The sequence below is a fragment of the Mycobacterium stomatepiae genome (genome assembly GCF_010731715.1).
Taxonomy (GTDB): domain Bacteria; phylum Actinomycetota; class Actinomycetes; order Mycobacteriales; family Mycobacteriaceae; genus Mycobacterium; species Mycobacterium stomatepiae.
Map to the genome: position 1 here is coordinate 5,681,441 of NZ_AP022587.1, position 21,153 is coordinate 5,702,593.

Genomic DNA, 21,153 nt, shown 5'->3' on the forward strand with positions numbered 1-21,153 from the left:
GCTAGGTGCTGCCCCGGGTCTTGATAACCTGACGGGCGACGTCGACCAGTCTCTCGTTGGACTCTTGCGACAGCTTCCGCAGCAGGTCGAAGGCGGCGAAAGCCTCAAGGTTGAACCGCTCCATGATGATCCCTTTGGCTTGACCGATGACGTCGCGAGTGCTCAACGCGTCGTCGAACTGAGCTTCGGCGGCCGAGCCGAACAAGGCCACAGAGGCGTGCTGGGCCAGCAGTTCGCCCGTGAACACCGCGTCTTCTGGGAACGCTTCGGCTTCATCGCCGTACAGGTTGAGCGCGCCGAGGTTTCGTGACGCGACGTAAAGCTGGAAGGAGAGCAGGCTTCGGGCGCGGTAGTCGATTGCGGCGTCGCAAAATCGCGGCCAGCGGGGCTCGGTCGCCATGTCTTTGATCAACACCGTGCGGTGCTCACGCAGCGCGCTTAAACAGGGCCCCTCGTTGGCTTCCGACTGCAGGGTGTCGAGTTTGGCCACCAAGGGATCGCTGGGCGCCCGTGCCTCCACCGCGTTTCCGTGGACCAGAGAGATGCCTGCCCAGGTTGCGCCCGGCACGAGCTTGACGGCGCCCGCGACAATCGACTGCAGTGTGGCCTCGATGTCCAGCTGGTTCTGCATTTCGATGGCAAGCAGCCCCATTGCGCTTGCCAAGTCGTTGCACGACTTGCCGCCCACAGTCATAACGTCTTGTGTTCCACGGGCGCCTGCCGAATTAAACCTTGACGGGCGTCACGATGCCTTGCCTGGTAGGCGGCGACATTGCTGGCAGCCCGCTGGCTGGCAATTCGGGTGCCGCACGGGCGACAAGCGGGATACTCGAACGCCTGAGCGAAAGCGCGAGCGTCTAGACGGGACATGGATCTACCTGCGGAAACCGTTGGTGCCCCCGGCACGACTCGAACGTGCGACCTAGGGATTAGAAGGCCCTTGCTCTATCCACCTGAGCTACGGAGGCAATGCGCAGGTCAGTCTATCCAACGAACGGCGACAACCCGACTCGCCGACGCGACACGCGCGAAAAGCCTTGCCCCACCGTCAATATCGGTTGTCGTATTGAGCCTCGACATACGTCCAACACCAGCTGGTAATCAGCTGTTAACCGCAACGAGGCGTGTGCATAAGGTCGAGGAGACCGTTTCAATGGGCGTGGCCACGAGCATGACCGCGCGGTACGCGAGGGCGGGTTCCCAAGCGTTTCGCCTGGTAGCAGATGCCAGAGGTGCCTCAAAGGCCGCCGGCCTGTTGCTGCGCGGATCGCCGTTTGCCCTGGGCTGGTTTGCTGGGTGGTTGTCCACCGAATTTCCCCCGCATGTCGTGACCGGACACGCGTTGTCCCGGGTGTCGGCCCCAGCCATCGGTCGAGTGGGCGCCTCGTGGGCCGGGCAGCGTGCGGAGCAAACGCTCACCGCCGCCCTCGAGGAGTCCTTCGGGACGAATTACGCGGACCTGGTGAGCCACCCGGCGTGCGACGAATCCGAGTTCCCGCCGCGCGGCGGGCTGTTGCACCGACCGGGACCACACGCGCGGTATGCGGCTGAAACGTCGGACATTTCGTACGGCCCGGGTGGTCGCGACAACCTGCTTGACATCTGGTGCCGTCACGACCTGGCGCCGGGCCGTCGCGCACCGGTGCTGATCCAGGTCCCCGGCGGCGCGTGGGCGGTCAACGGCAAGCGCGGCCAGGCGTACACGCTGATGAGTCGCATGGTCGAACTCGGCTGGATCTGCGTATCGATCGACTACAGCAAGAGTCCGCGGTCGACCTTTCCGGCGCACCTGATCGACGTCAAACGCGCGATCGCCTGGGTCCGCGAGAACATCGCCGACTACGGTGGCGACCCCGGCTTCATCGCGATCACCGGCGGGTCCGCCGGTGGCCACCTGGCCTCGCTGGCCGCGCTCACTCCGAACGATCCACGTTTTCAGCCCGGGTTCGAGCACGCCGACACCGCTGTTCAGGCCGCGGTGCCCTACTACGGCGTCTACGACTTCACCAACGCCGAGGTGATGCACGAACTGATGCTGCCGTTCCTCGAGCAGTTCGTCATGCGCGCTCGCTACGCCGAGACACCCGAGCGATTCGCGGCGGCGTCGCCGATCAACTATGTGCACGACGAAGCGCCCCCGTTCTTCGTGCTGCACGGCGAGAAGGACGAACTGGTTCCCTGCACGCAGGCCCGCACTTTCTGTGCGGCGATGCGAGCCGCCGGAGCCCCGCTGGTGGCGCACGCCGAGCTCGCCAACGCCCACCACGCGTTCGACATCCTGTCCACGGCCCGGTCGCGGCTGGCCGCCAAGGCGGTCGCCGATTTCCTGGGCATCGTCTATGGGCGCCGGTCGACCGCACTGCTCGATTCGTGGCCGCTGTCGGCGACGTCGGCCAGCTGATTTGCCCAGCTCAACTGGCTTGTCGCAGCGTTTCTTCGCCCGTTCGCCGCACCTGCTGTAGCGACTGAATCGTGCCTTTCACCAGCGCGTCAACCCGACTAGCGTTGGTGGGGCTATCCGGTTGGCGGAGCTGGGGCAGGAGGCTTGACGGCGGTGACAAGGTTGGCGCGTCGGGTGGGTGAGCATGACTGAGCCCGAGGGGGGCCTCGGATTATCCGACGAACTCGGACCGGTTGACTATTTGCTGCATCGCGGTGAAGCGAACCCGCGGACCCGGTCGGGGATCATGGCGCTGGAACTCCTCGACACGACGCCGGACTGGGAGCGGTTCCGCACCCGGTTTGAGAATGCATCGCGCAAGGTGCTGCGGCTGCGGCAGAAGGTGGTGGTGCCGACGCTGCCGACGGCCAATCCGCGCTGGGTGGTGGATCCCGACTTCAACCTGGACTTCCACGTCCGGCGGGTGCGGGTGTCCGAACCCGGCACGCTGCGTGAGGTATTCGATCTCGCCGAGCTGATCCTGCAGTCGCCGCTGGACATCTCGCGGCCGCTGTGGACGGCGACCCTGGTCGAGGGTCTGCCCGACGGCAAGGCCGCGACGTTGCTGCACGTCAGCCATGCCGTCACCGACGGGGTGGGCGGCGTCGAGATGTTCGCCGAGATCTACGACCTCGAGCGCGATCCGCCGGCGCGACCGACGCCGCCGCTTCCGGTCCCGCAGGATCTGTCGCCCAACGACTTGATGCGGGAGGGCTTCAACCACTTGCCGATCGCCCTGGTCGGCGGTGTCGTGGGGGCGGTCTCCGGAGCGGTGTCGGCGGCCGGTCGGGTGCTGATGGAACCGGTGTCGACCGTGTCGGGGATCGTCAACTACGCCATCTCCGGCATCCGGGTCGTCAACCGTGCCGCCGAGCCGTCACCTTTGCTGCGCCGGCGCAGTCTGGCCACCCGCTCCGTAGCGATCGACATCCCGCTTGCCGATCTGCACAAGGCCGCGAAGGCCGGCGGCGGATCGATCAACGACGCCTATCTGGCTGGCTTATGCGGCGCCTTGCAGCGCTACCACCACGCACTCGGTGTGCCGATCGGCTCGCTGCCGATGGCGGTGCCGGTCAGCCTGCGGGCCGACGCCGACACCGCCGGCGGCAACCGGTTCACCGGCGTCAACCTGTCGGCGCCGGTGGGGGCCGGCGACCCGGTTTCCCGGATGCGCAAGATCCGCGCCCAGATGACGCAGCGGCGCGACGAGCCCGCGATGAACATCATCGGCTCGTTGGCGCCGGCGCTCAGTGTGCTGCCTACCGCCGTGCTGGAGGGCATCACCGGCTCGGTGGTGGGCGCCGACGTGCAGGCCAGCAATGTTCCCGTATACCCGGGCGACACCTACATCGCCGGTGCAAAGGTGTTGCGGCAGTATGGGATCGGCCCGCTACCGGGTGTGGCGATGATGGTGGTGCTAATTTCCCGGGGCGGATGGTGCACCATCACGGTGCGCTACGACAGAGCATCGGTACGAAAGGAAGCCTTGTTCGCTCAATGCCTCTTGGAGGGCTTCGACGAAATTCTCGCGCTGGCCGGCGATCCGGCGCCGCACGCGGTGCCGGCGTCGTTCGCTGCGCAAGCCGGTTCGGTGACCCAATCGGTGTCGGGCTCATGAGCGCGGCAAAAGACCGCGGGATGCCAACGCCGCCAAAGGATTTACGTTTGCCCGGCTCGGTCGCCGAGATCCGCGCCAGCGCCCCCGGACCCAAAGTCGGTGCCTTCTTCGACATGGACGGAACGCTGGTCGCGGGGTTTACCGCGGTCATCCTCACCCAGGAGCGCCTGCGTCGACGAGACATGGGCGTGGGAGAGCTGCTCAGCATCGTTCAGGCCGGTCTGAATCACCGGCTCGGGCGCCTCGAGTTCGAAGACCTGATCAGTAAGGCATCGGAGGCATTGCGCGGCCGGATGCTGACCGACCTCGAGGAGATCGGCGAGCGGCTCTTCGTCCAACGGATCGAGTCGCGGATCTACCCCGAGATGCGTGAGTTGGTGCGCGCGCACGTCGCCCGCGGCCACACCGTGGTGCTCAGTTCGTCGGCGCTGACCATCCAGGTCAACCCGGTGGCGCGCTTCCTCGGCATCGCCAACACGCTGACCAACAAGTTCGTGACCAACGAAGACGGGTTGCTGACCGGTGAGGTGGTCGAGCCGATCCTCTGGGGGCCGGGCAAAGCCGCTGCGGTACAACGGTTCGCGGCTGAGCGCAACATCGACCTCAAGGACAGCTACTTCTACGCCGACGGAGACGAGGACGTCGCGTTGATGTACCTGGTCGGCAATCCGCGGCCCACCAACCCGGAAGGCAAGATGGCCGCCGTCGCCAAGCGGCGGGGTTGGCCGGTGCTGGAATTCAGCAGCCGTGGCAGTGTGGGCATCCGGCCGCAGGTGCGCACGCTGGCCGGCGTCGGTTCGATGATCCCGGTCGCGGCCGGCGCGCTGGGCGTCGGCCTGCTGACCCTGAGCCGACGGCGCGGGGTCAATTTCTTCACCTCGACGTTCCCCCAGACGTTGTTGGGGGCCAGCGGCGTGAGCTTGAACGTCCTCGGCAAGGAGAACCTGACCGCACAGCGTCCGGCGGTGTTTATCTTCAACCACCGCAACCAGGTTGATCCCGTCATCGCCGGAGCGCTGGTGCGCGACAATTGGATCGCGATCGGGAAAAAGGAGCTACAAAAAGATCCGGTGGTGGGCACGCTGGGCAAGCTCACCGACGGGGTGTTCATCGACCGCGACGATCCGATCGCCGCGCTCGAGACGATGGCCGAGGTTGAGGAGCGCGCCAAGAAGGGGCTGTCGATTCTGATCGCCCCCGAAGGCACCCGGATCGATACCACCGAGGTTGGGCCGTTCAAGAAGGGGCCGTTCCGCATCGCGATGGCGGCCGGAATTCCGATCGTGCCCATTGTGATTCGCAACGCGGAGATCGTCGCCGCCCGCAACTCCTCCACGATCAACCCCGGCACCGTCGATGTCGCGGTGTTCCCCCCGATCCCGGTGACGGACTGGACGGTCGAGACGCTGCCTGAGCACATCGCCGAGGTACGCCAGCTGTATCTGCACACCCTGGCCAACTGGCCCGAAGACGAGCTGCCTGAGGCCGATCTGTACGCCGAGAAGAAAGCCGCTAAAAAGACCCGGGCCAAGCCGGCCGCCAAGGCCGCCGGGAAGAAGACTGCCGCGAAGAAGGCTCCGGCGAAAAAGGCTGCAGCGAAAAAGGCTGCGTCCCGAAAGTCTACGGCCAATGCCAAAGCTACGACCAAAGCGCAACCGGCACGGCAGAATTCGAGTAAGTCCGCTGTCAACGACGGTGAGGCCCCGCGGCCCCGGGAGGGCCAGCCCGGTAGCGCGGATTCCACGTCTGCGCCACGAGGGCGCACGTGACACAACCGGTCGCAAATGCCAGCGCAGTCCTGACCGCGCAAGATTCGCTGGTGTTGGCGTCCATGGGGTCCGGTGTCGAGACACAGCTGGTGATGGAGTGGCTGGACCAGCAGCGATCCCGTAATCCGGATGTCAAGTTCGACGTGCTCAAACTGCCCCCCGGCGATGCGCCGCCCACGGCGTTGAAGCTGCTTGTGGACCAACTTGAGTCCGGCGACGACCGCTCGATCGTGCCGGTGCGGGTGTTCTGGCTCCCGGCACCGGATCGCGGCCGGGCAGCCAAGCTGGCCGGGCTGCTTCCCGGCTGGGATCCTTACCATCCCAACCAACGGCGGCAGCGCCACATCCTGAGTAAGGATCGTCACCGGGCCCGGGTGGTGGCCGGCGAGGCGGCCAAGGTGTCCGAACTCCGCCAGCAATGGCGCGACACCACCGTCGGCGGCGGTGAGCGTGAATTCGCGCAGTTCGTCACGCGCCGTGCCCTTTTGGCGCTGGAACGGACCGAGTACCGAATCCTCGGGCCGCAATACAAATCGCCGCGGCTGCTCAAGCCGGAGATCCTGGCGTCCACGCGGTTTCGCGAGGGGCTGAAGAAGATCCCGGACGCCAGCCTCGAAGAGGCGGGCAAGATGCTCGACGAGCTGGCCACCGGCTGGAGCCGTGTGTCCGTCGACCTGGTTTCCGTTCTGGCCAGGGCGATTTGCCGCGGATTCGAACCGGAGATCGACTACGACGAGTTCCAGATCGCGGCGATGCGCACCGGGCTGGAAATTCATCCGGCGGTGCTGCTGTTCTCGCACCGGTCCTACATCGACGGCGCGGTGGTGCCGGTCGCGATGCAGGAAAACCGGTTGCCGCCCGTGCACGTGTTCGCCGGTATCAACCTGTCGTTCGGGTTGATGGGCCCGCTGCTGCGCCGCTCCGGCGTCATCTTCATCCGCCGCGACATCGCCAATAACCCGCTCTACAAATACGTCCTGCGCGAATACGTCGGCTACATCGTCGAGAAGCGATTCAACCTGAGTTGGTCCATCGAGGGCACGCGCTCGCGCACCGGCAAGATGCTGCCCCCCAAGCTCGGTCTGATGTCGTACGTGGCCAACGCTTATCTGGATGGCCGCAGCGAAGACATTCTCCTGCAACCTGTTTCGATCGGCTTCGATCAGCTGCACGAGACCGCCGAATATGCCGCCTACGCTCGCGGCGGCGAGAAGACCCCCGAGGGCGTGCTGTGGCTCTACAACTTCATCAAGGCCCAGGGTGAACGTAACTACGGCAAGATCTACGTCCGCTTCCCCGAAGCGGTGTCGATGCGGCAGTACCTCGGCCCGCCACACGGCCCGCTAGCTCAAGACGACGACGCGAAACGGCTTGCGCTGCAGAAGATGACGTTCGAGGTAGCGTGGCGGATCCTGCGCGCGACCCCGGTGACGGCGACGGGTTTGGTGTGCGCGCTACTGCTCACCACCCGCGGCGCGGCGCTGACGCACGACCAGCTTCACCACACCTTGCAGGACTCGCTGGACTACCTGGACCGTAAGAAAACTCCGGTGTCGACGAGCGCGTTGCGGCTGCGCCGGCCCGACGGTGTGCGCGCGGCCGTCGACGCCCTGTCCAACGGGCATCCGATCACCCGCGTGGACGGCGGGCGTGAGCCGGTGTGGCTGATCGCGCCCGACAAGGAGCACGCCGCGGCGTTCTACCGCAACTCGGTCATCCACGCCTTTCTGGAGACTTCGATCGTCGAGCTCGCCCTCGCGCATGCCCGGCACGCCGAAGGCGACCGCATGGAGGCGTTCTGGGCGCAGGCGATGCGGCTGCGCGACCTGCTGAAGTTCGACTTCTACTTCGCCGACTCGACCGCGTTCCGCGACAGCATCGCCGAGGAGATGGCGTGGCACGACGACTGGGAGGCCCACGTCGCGACCGGCGGCGCCGCGATCGACGCGCTGCTGTTCGGCAAGCGGCCGTTGATGTCCGGCGCGATGCTGCGGGTGTTCTTCGAGGCCTACGAGATCGTCGCCGACGTACTGCGCGATGCACCCGCCGACGTCGGGCCGAAGGACTTGACGGAGTTGGCACTCGGGGTGGGCCGGCAATATGTCGCGCAGACCCGGGTGCGTAGCAGCGAATCGGTGTCGACGCTGCTGTTTGCCACCGCGCGTCAGGTCGTCGCCGACCAGGATCTGATCGCGCCGGGCCCCGATCTGACCGAACGCCGCATCGCCTTCCGGCGCGAATTGCGGTCGATTTTGCGGGATTTCGACTACGTCGAGCACATCGCGCGCAACCAATTCCTCGCCCGGGAATCGCAGGCCCGCCAGGAGCGCATCGCGGGCGCTGCCGGGTAGCGCGGGCTTTGCGGGTGCGCGCCCATACCCTGGACGTATGACGGTTGGGCAGTCCGCGGCCAAGGCCCCTGCGCTGGTGTGGCCGCTGCTTACCGGCGTCGCGGTGCTGGCCGGCTGCACGGCCTCCGGTATCGGGGCGTTATCGCTGGCCGATGCGCTGACCGCTACCGGCTTGCCAAATCCGGGGCCGGCGACCACCCTGGGCCTGCCGTTCGTCCGGGCGGCGGGCGAGATCGCCGCCGTGCTGGCCGTGGGGTCGTTTCTGCTCGCGGCTTTCCTGGTGCCGCCGCAGAAGTCCGGCGTGCTCGACGCCGGCGGATACCGGGCGCTTCGGCTGGGGACGGCCGCGTCGGGTGTGTGGGCGGTGTGTGCCGTCCTGCTGATTCCGCTGACTATTTCCGACGTATCCGGGCACCGGTTGGCCGAGATCCTCGATCCCGTACGGCTCTGGTCGTTGGCCAGCCTGGTCAATACCGCCTCGTCGTGGCGCTGGACGGCGTTCCTGGCCGCCGGCGTCACGCTGGCCAGCTTGGCGGTGCTGCGCTGGTCGTGGACGCCGCTGCTGCTGGCCGGCTCGCTAGTCACGCTGATCCCGCTGGGGCTGACGGGTCACTCGTCGGCCGGCGGCTCGCATGACCTGGCCACCAACAGTCTTTTGATCCATCTCGTCGCCGCCAGCTTGTGGGCCGGCGGGCTGCTCGCGGTGCTGGGGCACGGGTTGCGCCGCGGCGACCACCTCGCCCTCGCGGCGCGGCGGTTTTCGACGGTCGCGTTGTGGTGCTGGGTCGCGATGGCGCTCAGCGGTCTGATGAACGCGCTGGTGCGGGTGCTGCCGTTGGACCTGCTGACCACGACCTACGGGCGGCTGGTGCTGGTCAAGGTCGTCGCGCTGGGTGCCCTCGGTGTGCTGGGCTGGCGTCAGCGGCGTGCCGGAGTCGTCGCGCTGCAACGCGATTCCACCGCGCGCAGCGGACTGATCCGGCTGGCGCTGGTCGAGGCGGCGTTGTTCGGCGTCACGTTCGGCGTCGCCGTCGGACTCGGCCGCACCCCGCCGCCGCCACCGCCGCTCCGGCTGCCGTCGATCCCCGAGGCCGAGATCGGTTACGACTTCGACGGCGGGCCGACCGTGGCGCGCGTCCTGTTCGATTGGCGCTTTGATCTGGTCTTCGGCACCGCCGCGATCATTTTGGCCGGGCTGTACGTGGCGGGGGTGTTGCGGCTGCGCCGCCGCGGCGATCGCTGGCCGACAGGCCGCATCGTGGCCTGGCTGCTGGGCTGTCTAACCCTGCTGTTCGTCACGTCGTCCGGGGTCGGCCGTTACATGCCCGCGATGTTCAGCATGCACATGGCCGCACACATGGGGCTGTCGATGCTGGTGCCGATCCTGCTGGTGCTGGGCGCGCCGGTCAGTCTGGCGCTGCGGGCGCTGCCCGCCGCCGGCCGCGACGACCCGCCGGCCATGCGTGAATGGCTGTTGGCTGCCCTGCACAGCCGGGTGTCGCGCATCCTAACCAATCCGATCGTGGCCACGGTGCTGTTCGTCGCGGGCTTCTACGGCCTGTACTTCACCTCGATCTTCGACAATGCGGTCGCCAGCCACGCCGGCCATCTCGCGATGAACGTGCACTTCCTGGTCAGCGGTTACCTCTTCTATTGGGTCGTGATCGGCGTGGACCCGGCGCCGCGGCCGATCCCGCCCCTGGCCAAGGTCGGCGTGGTGTTCGCGTCCCTGCCGATGCACGCGTTCTTCGGTGTGGAACTGATGGGCACCCCCACCGTGCTGGGTGAGGCTTACTACCGGTCGCTGGGCTTGAGTTGGCACACCGACCTGCTGGGCGATCAACACTTGGGTGGCGGAATCGCTTGGGCGGCAGGCGAAATACCGCTCGTCATCGTGATGCTCGCGCTGCTCGTGCAATGGGCCCGCAGCGACGAGCGCACGGCACGGCGCCTCGACCGGGCGGCCGACCGCGACGACGACGCCGACCTGACCGCCTACAACGCGATGCTGGCCGAAATGGCCCGCGGTCCGAGGCCCGCACCTCAGGGACCCCCGGCCGGCGAGTAAATCGCCCGGCTTAGTTCACGTTAGTGCGCACGTCGGTGCGGATCGTGGCGAGCAGCATTGCGGAGGTCGTCGGGTCAGCGGATAGCGCGGCTGTGGTTGTCGGCCGCAACTGTCACGAAACGGTAGATGCGCGTACAACGAGCAAATTCTCGATGCCCCAACATGTTTCATGACCGGCGTTGGTGAGTTATCTAGTTGGTTGTTGGTGGTGGTATCGGTTGGAAGGGTTGGTACCACCACCATTGGGCGCGTTCGCCGGTGGGCCCGGGGCAGGGTGGGACTTGGGGTGGGGCGTGGGTGGGTGGGCGTGCCAGTGATCCTGGGTTCAGTGGTTGGCCGTCCTCGTCGGTGATGGTGAGATCGTTTGCGGGTCCGGTGAGGGTGATGAGGCCGCGGTGGTGTGCTCGATGGTGGTAGGGACAAACCAGGACCAGATTGGACAACTCGGTGGGGCCGCCGTCTTCCCAATGCTGGAGGTGATGGGCGTGCAGACCGCGGGTGGCCCCACAACCGGGGACCACGCAGGTGCGGTCGCGGTGCTCGAGCGCGCGGCGCAGCCGCCGACTGATCACCCGCGTGGTCCGGCCGGCGCCGATGACCTCGCCGTCGCGTTCGAACCACACCTCGCCGGTGGCATCACAGGTCAGGTAGTGGCGTTGCGCGTCGGTGAGCAGCGGACCCACATGCAGGGCGGCGGCGCGCTTTTCCACATCGAGGTGCACGACCACGGTGGTGTGCTGCCCGTGCGGACGCCGCGCCACCTCCGCGTCCCACCCGCCTCGACCAGGCGCATAAACGCCTCGAGGGTGCCCGGCACCGGCGCCGCCACCTCCGATGCACGATCGCCCTCGTCGTGGTCGTGCTTCCACTCGGCGATCAGCGCATCACGATGAGACGCCAGTGCCGCGTCGAACGTCGCCGCATCCGGGTGCGCAAGTTTGATCCGCCAGCACGTGAGCTCCTCGTCAGAGGTCTGGGTGATCGAGGCCTGCGGCCGCGGCCGGGCCGGTTCGGGGTGTGGTTCCAGCGTGACCGCGGTACGCAACTGGCTGACGGTGGCAATGCTGGCCAACGCCGCGTAATGCTCATCAGAGCCGTCGCTCGCTCGGGCCGCGATCACGCCGACCTGATCCAGTGACAGCCGACCCTCCTTCATGCCCTGCGTGCAGCGGGGAAACTCCTCCCAGCGGCGCGCCACCGTGGCGATCGTATGGGCATTGGCCGAGGAAGAACCCAGCTTCCAGCCCAGCAACGCCGCCACCGACCGCGCCCCCGTCATCCCACACAACCCGTCACGATCGATCTCGGCGGCGATCTCCACAATGCGCCCATCAACCGCATTACGCTGACCAGCCAACTCCGCCAACTCATCGAACAACACCTCAAGCCGCTGCTTAGGGCTCACCACCACGGCACACGACGCGCTCGACGACATAACCACATCCTCGCAGCCACCTACGACAAATTTCGGCCGCTCAAATCCGCGCCGGGCGTAACGGGGTTCGTATCCACAGTCACGAGTTTGTCCACAACTCCACCGACCATGGGCCGTGGACGGCGGTGGGCCGTCGGTGCCGTCGAGCTCAATGGGTCCCAGTCACGCGCAATACGAAAGGAACCAAGTCATGTTCGAAACACCGCTTACCGTCGTCGGCCACATCGTGAACAATCCCGAGCGCCGGCAGGTCGGCAATCAGGAACTCATCAAGTTCCGGGTAGCCAGCAATTCGCGCCGTCGCAACGGTGACGGCAGCTGGGAGCCGGGGAACTCGCTTTTCATCACCGTCAACTGCTGGGGAAGGCTGGTCACCGGGGTCGGCGCCGCACTGGGCAAGGGTGCGCCGGTGATCGTGGTCGGCCATGTGTACACCAGCGAGCACGAGGACCGCGACGGCAATCGTCGCTCTTCGCTGGAGATGCGCGCGACGTCGGTCGGCCCGGATGTGTCGCGCGCGATCGTGCGCATCGAAAAGCCCGGCTATACCGGCCCCGACGCGGAGCCGGCTGCCGCCGTCGCGGACAGCGAAGCGTCGTCGTCAGCCGACGATGACTCGCCCGAATCCGCCGACCACGCCGAGGAGCCCAACCCCCTCTCCCTGTCGGCCTAGCCGACGGCGTCGGGCCAGCACCGTCGAGCGATGCCTAGGATGGTCGCGAGATCAATCTCGAAGACCAGAAAGGCAAAACCGCGGCATGGCTGAGTTCATCTACACGATGAAAAAGGTCCGCAAGGCGCACGGCGACAAGGTGATCCTGGACGACGTCACGCTGAGCTTCTTCCCGGGCGCCAAGATCGGTGTTGTCGGCCCGAACGGCGCCGGTAAGTCGAGCGTCTTGCGGATCATGGCTGGTCTGGACAAGGCCAACAACGGCGAGGCATTCCTGGCCACCGGTGCCACGGTCGGCATCCTGCAACAAGAGCCGCCGCTGAACGAGGAGAAGACCGTTCGCGGCAACGTGGAGGAGGGCCTGGGCGAGATCAAGGTCAAGCTCGACCGCTTCAACGAGGTCGCGGAGCTGATGGCCACCGACTACTCCGACGAGCTGATGGAGGAAATGGGCCGGCTGCAAGAGGACCTGGACCATGCCGACGCGTGGGACCTCGACTCGCAGCTGGAGCAGGCGATGGATGCGCTGCGCTGCCCGCCGCCCGACGAGCCGGTGACCAACCTGTCCGGCGGTGAACGCCGCCGGGTGGCGCTGTGCAAGCTGCTGCTGTCCAAACCCGACCTGCTGCTGCTCGACGAGCCGACCAACCACCTCGATGCCGAGAGCGTGCAGTGGCTCGAACAGCATCTGGCCAGCTGCGCGGGCGCGATCCTGGCGGTCACCCACGACCGCTACTTCCTGGACAACGTCGCCGAATGGATCCTGGAACTCGACCGCGGTCGTGCCTACCCCTACGAAGGCAACTACTCGACCTACCTGGAGAAGAAGGCCGAGCGGCTGGAGGTCCAGGGCAAGAAGGACCAGAAGCTGCAGAAGCGGCTGAAGGAGGAGCTCGCCTGGGTGCGCTCGGGCGCCAAGGCGCGCCAGGCAAAGAACAAGGCCCGCCTCGGGCGCTACGAAGAGATGGCCGCGGAGGCGGAGAAGACGCGCAAGCTCGATTTCGAGGAGATCCAGATCCCGGTCGGGCCGCGGCTGGGCAACGTGGTGGTCGAGGTCGACCACCTGGACAAGGGGTACGACGGGCGCACCCTGATCAAGGATCTGTCGTTCACCCTGCCCCGCAACGGCATCGTCGGCGTCATCGGTCCCAACGGTGTCGGCAAGACCACGCTATTCAAGACCATCGTCGGGCTCGAGGAACCGGACAGCGGCACGGTCAAGGTCGGCGAGACCGTCAAGCTCAGCTACGTCGACCAGGGCCGCGCGGGCATCGATCCGAAGAAGACCGTGTGGGAGGTCGTCTCCGACGGGCTGGACCACATCGTCGTCGGCCAGAGCGAGATGCCGTCGCGGGCGTATGTGTCGGCGTTCGGATTCAAGGGCCCTGATCAGCAGAAGCCGGCCGGGGTGCTCTCCGGTGGCGAGCGCAACCGACTCAACCTCGCGCTGACGCTCAAGCAGGGCGGCAACCTGATCCTGCTCGACGAGCCGACCAACGACCTCGATGTCGAAACGCTGGGTTCGCTGGAGAACGCGCTGGAACAATTCCCCGGCTGCGCGGTGGTGATTTCACACGACCGCTGGTTCCTCGACCGCACCTGCACGCACATCCTGGCGTGGGAGGGCGACGATGACAACGAGGCCAAGTGGTTCTGGTTCGAAGGCAACTTCGGTGCATATGAAGAAAACAAAGTAGAGCGACTTGGTGTCGACGCCGCCAGGCCGCACCGCGTTACTCACCGCAAGCTCACGCGGGACTAGTGTCAGCTCTGCCAGCTGCCCCGCGACGATGCGGCCGAACGGTCGCCGAGAAGTGCGGCGACTGAGCGTAGTGCCATCCGTCCTGAGTAGGGAGCTAGCGGCATGACGATCGGTTCGGGACCGAAGCAGCAAACCACGCCGTGGACCACGTTCACCACGATGGCGGACGTTCCCGAGTGGATCTCGAAGGCCTACATCGAGACCTATCGCGGTCCCCACGACAAAGAACCCGGGACCCTCGAAACCGGCGTCATCGACCTGAACATCCCGGCCGCGATCCTCACCCCGGCATTGCTCAGCGCGCACTACCGGCTGGGCCAGCATCGGGCGCCCGGAGCGAGCTGCGTCGCGGTCTACCCGCCCGGGAACCCCGCGGGTTTCGGGCCCGCGCTTCAGGTCGTCACCGACCACGGCGGCATGCTGATGGACTCCGTCACGGTGTTGCTGCACCGGCTCGGGGTCTCCTACTCCGCGCTGATGACCCCGGTGTTCGACGTGCAGCGCAACCCGTCGGGTGAGCTGCTGAGCATCGAACCCAAGGCGCCGGGCACGCCGCAATACGTCGGAGAGGCGTGGATCCACATCCAGTTCGTGCCGCCCGTCGACACCAAGGCGCTCGCCGAGGTCGAACGGGTGCTGCCCAAGGTCCTCAGCGACGTCCAACTGGTGGCCGCCGACGCGGCATCCATCATCGGCGCCCTGAGCAACCTGGCCGCCGACGTCGAAACCAACATCCGGGGGCGATTTACGGCGCCCGACCGCCAGGACGTCGCGGCACTGCTGCGCTGGCTGGGGGAAGGCAACTTCCTATTACTGGGGTACCAGCGGTGCCGGGTGCACGACGGCCTGGTCTCCGGCGATGGGACAAGCGATCTCGGCGTGCTGCGCGGCCGCACCGGCTCTCGCCCGCGCTTGACCGACGACGACAAACTCCTGGTGCTGGCCCAGGCCACCGTCGGCAGCTACCTGCGCTACGGCGCATATCCCTACGCGATCGGGGTGCGCGAATACGTCGACGGCGGCGTGATCGAGCACCGCTTCGTCGGGCTGTTCACCGTCGCCGCGATGAACGCCGACGTCCTCGAGATCCCGACGATCTCCCGCCGCGTCCGCGAGGCGCTGGCGATGGCCGACAGCGACCCCGTCCACCCGGCGCAGTTGATCCTCGACGTGATCCAAACCGTTCCGCGCTCGGAGTTGTTCACCCTCAGTGGCGAACGACTTTTCACGATGGCCAAAGCCGTGGTGGACCTGGGATCCCAACGGCGGGCGCTGTTGTTCGTGCGGGCCGACCGGCTGCGCTACTTTGTCTCCTGCCTGGTGTACGTGCCCCGTGACCGCTACACCACGGCCGTGCGGCTGCAGATCGAGGACATCCTGGTTCGCGAATTCGGCGGCACGCGACTGGAATTCACCGCACGCGTCAGTCAATCTCCTTGGGCGCTCATGCATTTCATGGTGAGGCTGCCCGAAGACGCGGGCCCGGTCGACGTCTCCGAAACGAACCGGATGCGAATCCAGGCGCTAGTCAGCGAGGCCGCGCGCACCTGGTCCGACCGACTCATCGCCGCCGCGCCCACCGGCGCGATCTCATACGCCGATGCCGAGCACTACGCCGAGGCATTCTCGGAGGCTTACAAGTCGGCGCTCACTCCCGACGATGCGATCGGTCACATCGCCATCATCAACGAGCTGACCGACGATTCGGTCAAGCTGGTGTTCACCGATCGCGGCGAGGAAACCGCGCAGCTGACCTGGTTCCTGGGTGGACACAGCGCCTCGCTGAGCCAGCTGCTGCCGATGCTGCAGAGCATGGGTGTCGTCGTGCTCGAGGAGCGGCCGTTCACGGTCGTGCGGCCGGACGGATTGCCGGTGTGGGTCTATCTGTTCCGGATCTCTCCGCACCCGACCATCCAGCTGGCGCAGACGCCGGCCGACCGCGACGCGACGGCGGAACGATTCGCCGAGGCGGTCACCGCAATCTGGCACGGCCGGGTCGAAGTCGACCGGTTCAACGAGCTGGTGATGCGCGCCGGGCTGAGCTGGCAGCAGGTCGTGCTGCTGCGTGCCTATGCAAAGTACTTGCGGCAGGCCAACTTTCCCTACAGCCAGTCCTACATCGAATCGGTGCTCAACGAGCACCCCTCGACCGCGCGATCCCTGGTGCGGCTGTTCGAGGCGCTTTTCGATCCCGGCGCGGCGGGTTCGGCGTCCAGCGATGCCCAAGCGGCCGCCGCGGCGGTCGCCACTGACATCGACGCGCTGGTCAGTTTGGACACCGACCGTATCCTGCGCGCCTTCGCGTCACTGGTGCAGGCCACCCTGCGCACCAATTACTTTGTCACACAAGAGGCTTCGGCCCGAGTCCGTAATGTGTTGGCGATCAAGCTGGATGCCCAGCTGGTCGACGAGCTCCCGCTGCCAAGGCCCAAGTACGAGATCTTCATCTACTCGCCGCGCGTCGAGGGCGTGCACTTGCGGTTCGGCCCAGTGGCCCGCGGCGGGCTGCGCTGGTCGGACCGGCGCGACGACTTCCGCACCGAGATCCTGGGTCTGGTCAAGGCGCAGGCGGTGAAGAACGCCGTCATCGTGCCGGTCGGCGCCAAGGGCGGGTTCGTCCTCAAGCGGCCGCCCCTGCCCACCGGCGATGTCGCGGTCGACCGCGACGCGATCCGCGCCGAGGGCGTCGCGTGCTATCAGCTGTTCATCTCCGGGCTGCTCGACGTCACCGACAATGTCGACCACTCGACCGGAAAGGTCAGCCCGCCAGCACAAGTGATACGCCGCGACGGCGATGACGCCTACCTGGTGGTCGCCGCGGACAAGGGCACCGCCACCTTCTCCGACATCGCCAACGACGTTGCCAAGTCCTACGGCTTCTGGCTGGGCGACGCCTTCGCTTCCGGCGGATCGGTCGGCTACGACCACAAGGCCATGGGCATCACCGCCAAGGGCGCCTGGGAAGCCGTCAAACGACACTTCCGCGAGATGGGCGTCGACACCCAGACCGAGGACTTCACGGTGGTGGGCGTCGGCGACATGAGCGGCGACGTGTTCGGCAACGGCATGCTGCTGAGCAAACACATCAGGCTGGTCGCCGCCTTCGACCACCGGCACATCTTTTTGGACCCCGACCCCGACGCTGCGACGACGTGGCCGGAGCGCGAGCGGATGTTCAACCTGCCGCGATCCAGCTGGGAGGACTACGACAAGTCGCTGATCAGTGCGGGCGGCGGGGTGTACAGCCGCGAGCAGAAGGCGATCCCGATCAGCCCGCAGGTGCGCCTGGCCCTCGGTATCGACGACGAGGTCAGCGAGATGGCTCCGCCCAACCTGATGAAGGCGATCCTGCTCGCCCCGGTGGACCTGCTGTTCAACGGCGGCATCGGCACCTACGTCAAGGCCGAATCCGAGTCCGACGCCGACGTGGGCGACCGCGCCAACGATCCGATACGGGTCAACGGAAACCAGTTGCGCGCCAAGGTGATCGGCGAGGGTGGCAACCTCGGTGTGACGGCCCTGGGGCGCGTCGAGTTCGACCTGGCCGGTGGCCGGGTCAACACCGACGCGATGGACAACTCCGCCGGAGTGGACTGCTCCGACCACGAGGTCAACATCAAGATCCTGATCGACTCGCTGGTCACCGCCGGCAAGGTGAACGCCGACGAGCGCAGCGCGCTGTTGGAGTCGATGACCGACGAGGTCGCCAAATTGGTGCTCACCGACAACAAGGACCAGAACGACCTGATCGGCACCAGCCGCGCCAACGCTGCCAGCCTGCTCCCGGTGCATGCGATGCAGATCAAGTTCCTCGAAGAAAACGGGGTCGACCGCGAACTGGAAGCGCTGCCGTCGGAGAAGGAGATCGCGCGGCGCACCGAGGCCGGTCTCGGGCTGGCCTCTCCCGAGCTCTGCACGCTGATGGCCCACGTCAAGCTGCTCCTCAAAGCCGAGATGCTGACCATGGAACTACCGGAGCAGGACGTCTTCGCATCAAGGTTGCCCCGTTATTTCCCAACACCTTTGCGGGAGCGCTTCACCCCGGAGATCCGCACCCATCAGCTACGCCGTGAGATCGTCACGACGATGCTGATCAACGACATGGTGGACGCCGCGGGCATCAGCTACGCCTACCGGATCACCCAGGATGTCGGCGTCGGTCAAATCGACGCGGTCCGGACCTGGGTCGCCACCGACGCCATCTTCGGGATCGACGAGATCTGGCGCGGCATCCGCGCCGCGGACATTCCGGTCGCGCTGTCGGACCGGATGACCCTGGATACCCGACGGTTGATCGACCGTGCGGGACGCTGGCTGCTCAACTACCGTCCGCAGCCGCTGGCCGTCGGCGCCGAGATCAACCGGTTCGCCGCCAAGGTCAAGACGTTGACCCCGCGCATGTCGGAGTGGCTGCGCGGCGACGACAAGGCCATCGTGGAACAGGAAGCCGGAGCGTTCGCCGCCGAGGGCGCGCCCGAAGAGCTGTCCTACCTGGTCGCCGTCGGGCTGTACCGCTTCAGCCTGCTCGACATCATCGATATCGCCGACATCACCGAGACCGAGACGGCCGACGTCGCGGACACGTATTTCGCGCTGATGGACCGGCTGGGCACCGACGGCCTACTCACCGCGATATCCGCGCTGCCCCGGTATGACCGGTGGCATTCATTGGCGCGCTTGGCGATTCGCGACGACATCTACGCATCGCTGCGGTCGCTGTGTCTCGACGTACTGGCGGTGGGGGAGCCGGACGAAAGTGGGCAGGAGAAGATCGCGGAGTGGGAGCACATCAGCGCGTCCCGGGTGGAGCGGGCGCGGCGCACGCTCACCGAAATCTATGCAAGCGGCGCTAAGGATCTCGCGACGCTGTCGGTGGCCGCGCGACAGATCCGCCGGATGACCCGCACCAGCGGACGGGGGACGCCGGGGTGACAATCGGGTATGTCGCGTCGGTGCCGGTGCGTTGGTCGGACATCGACATGTACCAGCACGTCAACCACGCCACGATGGTTACGTTGCTCGAAGAGGCGCGGGTGCCCTTCCTCAAACCGGCCTTCGAGATCGATATCTTGGAGATCGGGCTATTGATCGCCGACGTGCGGGTCACCTACAAGGCACAGCTGCGGCTGATCGATTCGCCTCTGCAGGTGACCATCTGGACCAAGCAGCTGCGGACGGTCGACTTCACGTTGGGATACGAGGTGCGTTCGGTCTCCGCGGACCCGGAGTCCAGGCCTGCCGTCATCGCCGAGTCGCAATTGGCCGCGGTTCACATCGAAGAACAGCGGCTGGTGCGGCTTTCGCCACAGCATCGGGAGTACCTGCAACGGTGGCTGCGTTAGCTGATCGCGGTTTGTGGTTGGGCCCGGCATCGCTGGACGCCCACCGCGCCGATCTGGCTGCGTTCGTCGCTCGTGCTCTGCACCTGGATGACGCCGCCGTCGTTCGGCTGCGGACCCGCTCGCCCGGTTCGCTAACCGCTTGGATAGCAACCGGTTTCGACGTGCTGGCCAGCCGGGTGGTGGTGGGCCGGGTGCGCCCCGACGACATGACGGTCGCCGCGGATGCGCTGGCGCGCGGGCTGTCCGCGATGGACGACACCGGCTACGTCGACCCGGGGTTCGCGATCGACTCGTCGTGGCGCACCGCGCTGCCGCCGGAATCCGGCTTCACCTACCTCGACGACGTGCCGGCCCAAGTGATGCTGGACCTGGCGCAAGAAGGCGCCCGGCTGGCCAAGGAGCACAGCAGCTCGCATGGCCCGCCGGCCTCGCTGCTCGACCAGGAAGTGATTCGGGTCAGCGCGGCCGATACCAGCGTCGGGCTACCGATGCGTTGTGTGTTCGCTTTGACCGCAATGGGTTTCCTGCCGCAGTCAAGGGATTCCATCGACGCGAGCGAAATGATCCGGGTTCGGACACTTCCGGCGTGGTTGCGCCTCGATGCGCGCTTCGGCTCGGTGTACCGCCGGCGCGGCGAGGCCGCGGTGGTACTGCTTTGACCGTGTCTCAGGTCGGGTAGCGCAACCACAACGGCAACACGGCGTCGAGGTAGTCCATGAACTTCTTGAGCCCCACCCGGTACTGCCCGAATCCGTATGGATCTTCGGCATATTCCGGAAATGCGATGCCCAGGCCGAACAGTCCGGGGGCGAGTATTCCGTTGCGCTTGTTGTAATCCAGGGCGCCCCACTGCGGCGTCTCGGGCAGTTTTCTGCGCTCGAAGCCGACGGTGTAGACCACGCGATTGCACTGCGCGAGTTTGTCGTCGAATTCCGGGCTTGATACCCAGCACCTGTCCAGTCGCTCCGGATAGACGCCGTCGATGTTTTCCCGGGCCCAGGTGGCGGCCCGGCCTTTGAGGCCGGTGTCGTCGAAAAGAATCCAATCATCGAGATGCACAGCGTATTTCAGCGGACCCTGGTAGAAGTTGATCACCCGTTCGACGGGGTGGCGCAGCAGATTCGGCAACACGATCATCGACGAGTGCGACGAGCCGAAGACGGCCACCGTCGCACCATCGAGCGACTGCTCGGCTAGCCGGTCCGGGTCCAGAGCGGCCTCTACCGGAATCTCGTCGAGGCCAGGGTAGGCGAGCTTCTTGGGCACCGCGCCGACGGCGAGGATCACATTTTCGGAGACGATTTTCTGTTGCTCGGTTTCAATTCGCCACCGCCGGTTGTGCAAAACCAGCGACGTCGCGATCGTTTGAAAGACCTGGACCCGCTCGCGCAGGTGCTGGGTTATCCACACCAGCGGATCGGCGACCAGGTCAAGGGCACACGTCTGCCCCGGGTCGATATCGTGCAACGGCAACGACGGTGCCTCCGAGAACCGAAACGCCGCAGAGCCGTTCAGGAAGTTCAGGAAGGTCTCGGCGATGGTATTACTCGATACCGCCCGCCACTTCTGGCCGAGATCGCCTGCCGCAAAAGCCGGATCGATCCAGGCGATCTTCTCCGCAGCGACGCCCTGATCTAAAAGCCTTCCCACCGCAGCAATTCCGGCGGGGCCGGCTCCGATCACTGCCCACGCATA

12 protein-coding genes, 1 tRNA gene and 1 pseudogene are annotated in these 21,153 nt (G+C 66.3%); 10 read left to right on the forward strand and 4 right to left on the reverse strand.

Annotated features, from left to right (window positions below; translation table 11 throughout):
* Window position 1: 1 nt before the first annotated feature.
* Window positions 2-694 (reverse strand): GAF and ANTAR domain-containing protein, encoded by a 693-nt coding sequence (locus tag G6N54_RS27015; protein ID WP_163793584.1) that lies wholly within the window; start codon window positions 692-694, stop codon window positions 2-4.
* A gap of 197 nt (window positions 695-891) precedes the next feature.
* Window positions 892-968 (reverse strand) — tRNA-Arg (locus G6N54_RS27020).
* 185 nt (window positions 969-1,153) lie between these two features.
* Between G6N54_RS27020 and lipQ the strand changes: the two genes are divergently transcribed.
* From lipQ to G6N54_RS27045, 5 genes are all read left to right on the forward strand, one after another.
* Window positions 1,154-2,401, forward strand: a complete 1,248-nt coding sequence (lipQ, locus tag G6N54_RS27025; RefSeq protein ID WP_163793586.1) for an esterase LipQ — start codon at window positions 1,154-1,156, stop codon at window positions 2,399-2,401.
* 184 nt (window positions 2,402-2,585) lie between these two features.
* Window positions 2,586-4,058, forward strand: a complete 1,473-nt coding sequence (locus G6N54_RS27030; RefSeq protein ID WP_163793589.1) for a wax ester/triacylglycerol synthase family O-acyltransferase — start codon at window positions 2,586-2,588, stop codon at window positions 4,056-4,058.
* On the forward strand, window positions 4,055-5,827 hold the full coding sequence (locus G6N54_RS27035) for an HAD-IB family hydrolase/lysophospholipid acyltransferase family protein (protein ID WP_163793591.1): 1,773 nt from the start codon (window positions 4,055-4,057) through the stop codon (window positions 5,825-5,827). Before G6N54_RS27030 ends, G6N54_RS27035 begins: the two co-directional genes overlap by 4 nt.
* Window positions 5,824-8,178: a glycerol-3-phosphate 1-O-acyltransferase gene (locus G6N54_RS27040; RefSeq protein WP_163793594.1), complete on the forward strand. Its 2,355-nt coding sequence runs from the start codon at window positions 5,824-5,826 to the stop codon at window positions 8,176-8,178. The genes G6N54_RS27035 and G6N54_RS27040 overlap by 4 nt, the downstream gene beginning before the upstream one ends.
* A gap of 37 nt (window positions 8,179-8,215) precedes the next feature.
* Complete coding sequence (locus G6N54_RS27045; RefSeq protein ID WP_163793596.1) at window positions 8,216-10,246, forward strand: cytochrome c oxidase assembly protein; 2,031 nt, start codon at window positions 8,216-8,218, stop codon at window positions 10,244-10,246.
* A 191-nt stretch (window positions 10,247-10,437) separates the two neighbouring features.
* On the opposite strand, the pseudogene G6N54_RS27050 reads toward G6N54_RS27045, so the two are convergent.
* Window positions 10,438-11,681 (reverse strand): annotated as a pseudogene (locus tag G6N54_RS27050) (HNH endonuclease signature motif containing protein).
* Between the two features lie 190 nt (window positions 11,682-11,871).
* On the opposite strand from G6N54_RS27050, the gene G6N54_RS27055 reads away from it, so the two are divergent.
* The 5 genes from G6N54_RS27055 (at window position 11,872) to G6N54_RS27075 (ending at window position 20,117) form a co-directional block, all read left to right on the forward strand.
* Window positions 11,872-12,354 (forward strand): single-stranded DNA-binding protein, encoded by a 483-nt coding sequence (locus tag G6N54_RS27055; protein ID WP_163793598.1) that lies wholly within the window; start codon window positions 11,872-11,874, stop codon window positions 12,352-12,354.
* Between the two features lie 85 nt (window positions 12,355-12,439).
* Entirely contained in the window at window positions 12,440-14,116 is a 1,677-nt protein-coding gene (gene ettA, locus G6N54_RS27060; protein WP_163793600.1) for an energy-dependent translational throttle protein EttA, read from the forward strand.
* Between the two features lie 102 nt (window positions 14,117-14,218).
* Window positions 14,219-19,048: an NAD-glutamate dehydrogenase gene (locus G6N54_RS27065; protein WP_163793603.1), complete on the forward strand. Its 4,830-nt coding sequence runs from the start codon at window positions 14,219-14,221 to the stop codon at window positions 19,046-19,048.
* Window positions 19,045-19,458: an acyl-CoA thioesterase gene (locus G6N54_RS27070; RefSeq protein WP_163793604.1), complete on the forward strand. Its 414-nt coding sequence runs from the start codon at window positions 19,045-19,047 to the stop codon at window positions 19,456-19,458. The genes G6N54_RS27065 and G6N54_RS27070 overlap by 4 nt, the downstream gene beginning before the upstream one ends.
* On the forward strand, window positions 19,446-20,117 hold the full coding sequence (locus G6N54_RS27075; protein WP_163793606.1) for a hypothetical protein: 672 nt from the start codon (window positions 19,446-19,448) through the stop codon (window positions 20,115-20,117). Before G6N54_RS27070 ends, G6N54_RS27075 begins: the two co-directional genes overlap by 13 nt.
* A gap of 7 nt (window positions 20,118-20,124) precedes the next feature.
* Here G6N54_RS27075 and G6N54_RS27080 read toward each other — a convergent pair whose 3' ends face one another.
* A complete protein-coding gene (locus G6N54_RS27080) occupies window positions 20,125-21,141 on the reverse strand; it encodes a pyridine nucleotide-disulfide oxidoreductase (protein WP_163795010.1) in 1,017 nt (338 codons plus the stop codon).
* Between the last annotated feature and the right edge of the window lie 12 nt (window positions 21,142-21,153).

What these genes read in the sequence shown, in the direction of transcription:
- G6N54_RS27065 (WP_163793603.1), top strand. Translation starts at nt 14,219, where the DNA reads ATGACGATCGGTTCGGGACCGAAGCAGCAAACCACGCCGTGGACCACG.
- G6N54_RS27030 (WP_163793589.1), top strand. Translation starts at nt 2,586, where the DNA reads ATGACTGAGCCCGAGGGGGGCCTCGGATTATCCGACGAACTCGGACCG.
- G6N54_RS27035 (WP_163793591.1), top strand. Translation starts at nt 4,055, where the DNA reads ATGAGCGCGGCAAAAGACCGCGGGATGCCAACGCCGCCAAAGGATTTA.
- ettA (WP_163793600.1), top strand. Translation starts at nt 12,440, where the DNA reads ATGGCTGAGTTCATCTACACGATGAAAAAGGTCCGCAAGGCGCACGGC.
- lipQ (WP_163793586.1), top strand. Translation starts at nt 1,154, where the DNA reads ATGGGCGTGGCCACGAGCATGACCGCGCGGTACGCGAGGGCGGGTTCC.
- G6N54_RS27015 (WP_163793584.1), bottom strand. Translation starts at nt 694, where the DNA reads ATGACTGTGGGCGGCAAGTCGTGCAACGACTTGGCAAGCGCAATGGGG.
- G6N54_RS27045 (WP_163793596.1), top strand. Translation starts at nt 8,216, where the DNA reads ATGACGGTTGGGCAGTCCGCGGCCAAGGCCCCTGCGCTGGTGTGGCCG.
- G6N54_RS27055 (WP_163793598.1), top strand. Translation starts at nt 11,872, where the DNA reads ATGTTCGAAACACCGCTTACCGTCGTCGGCCACATCGTGAACAATCCC.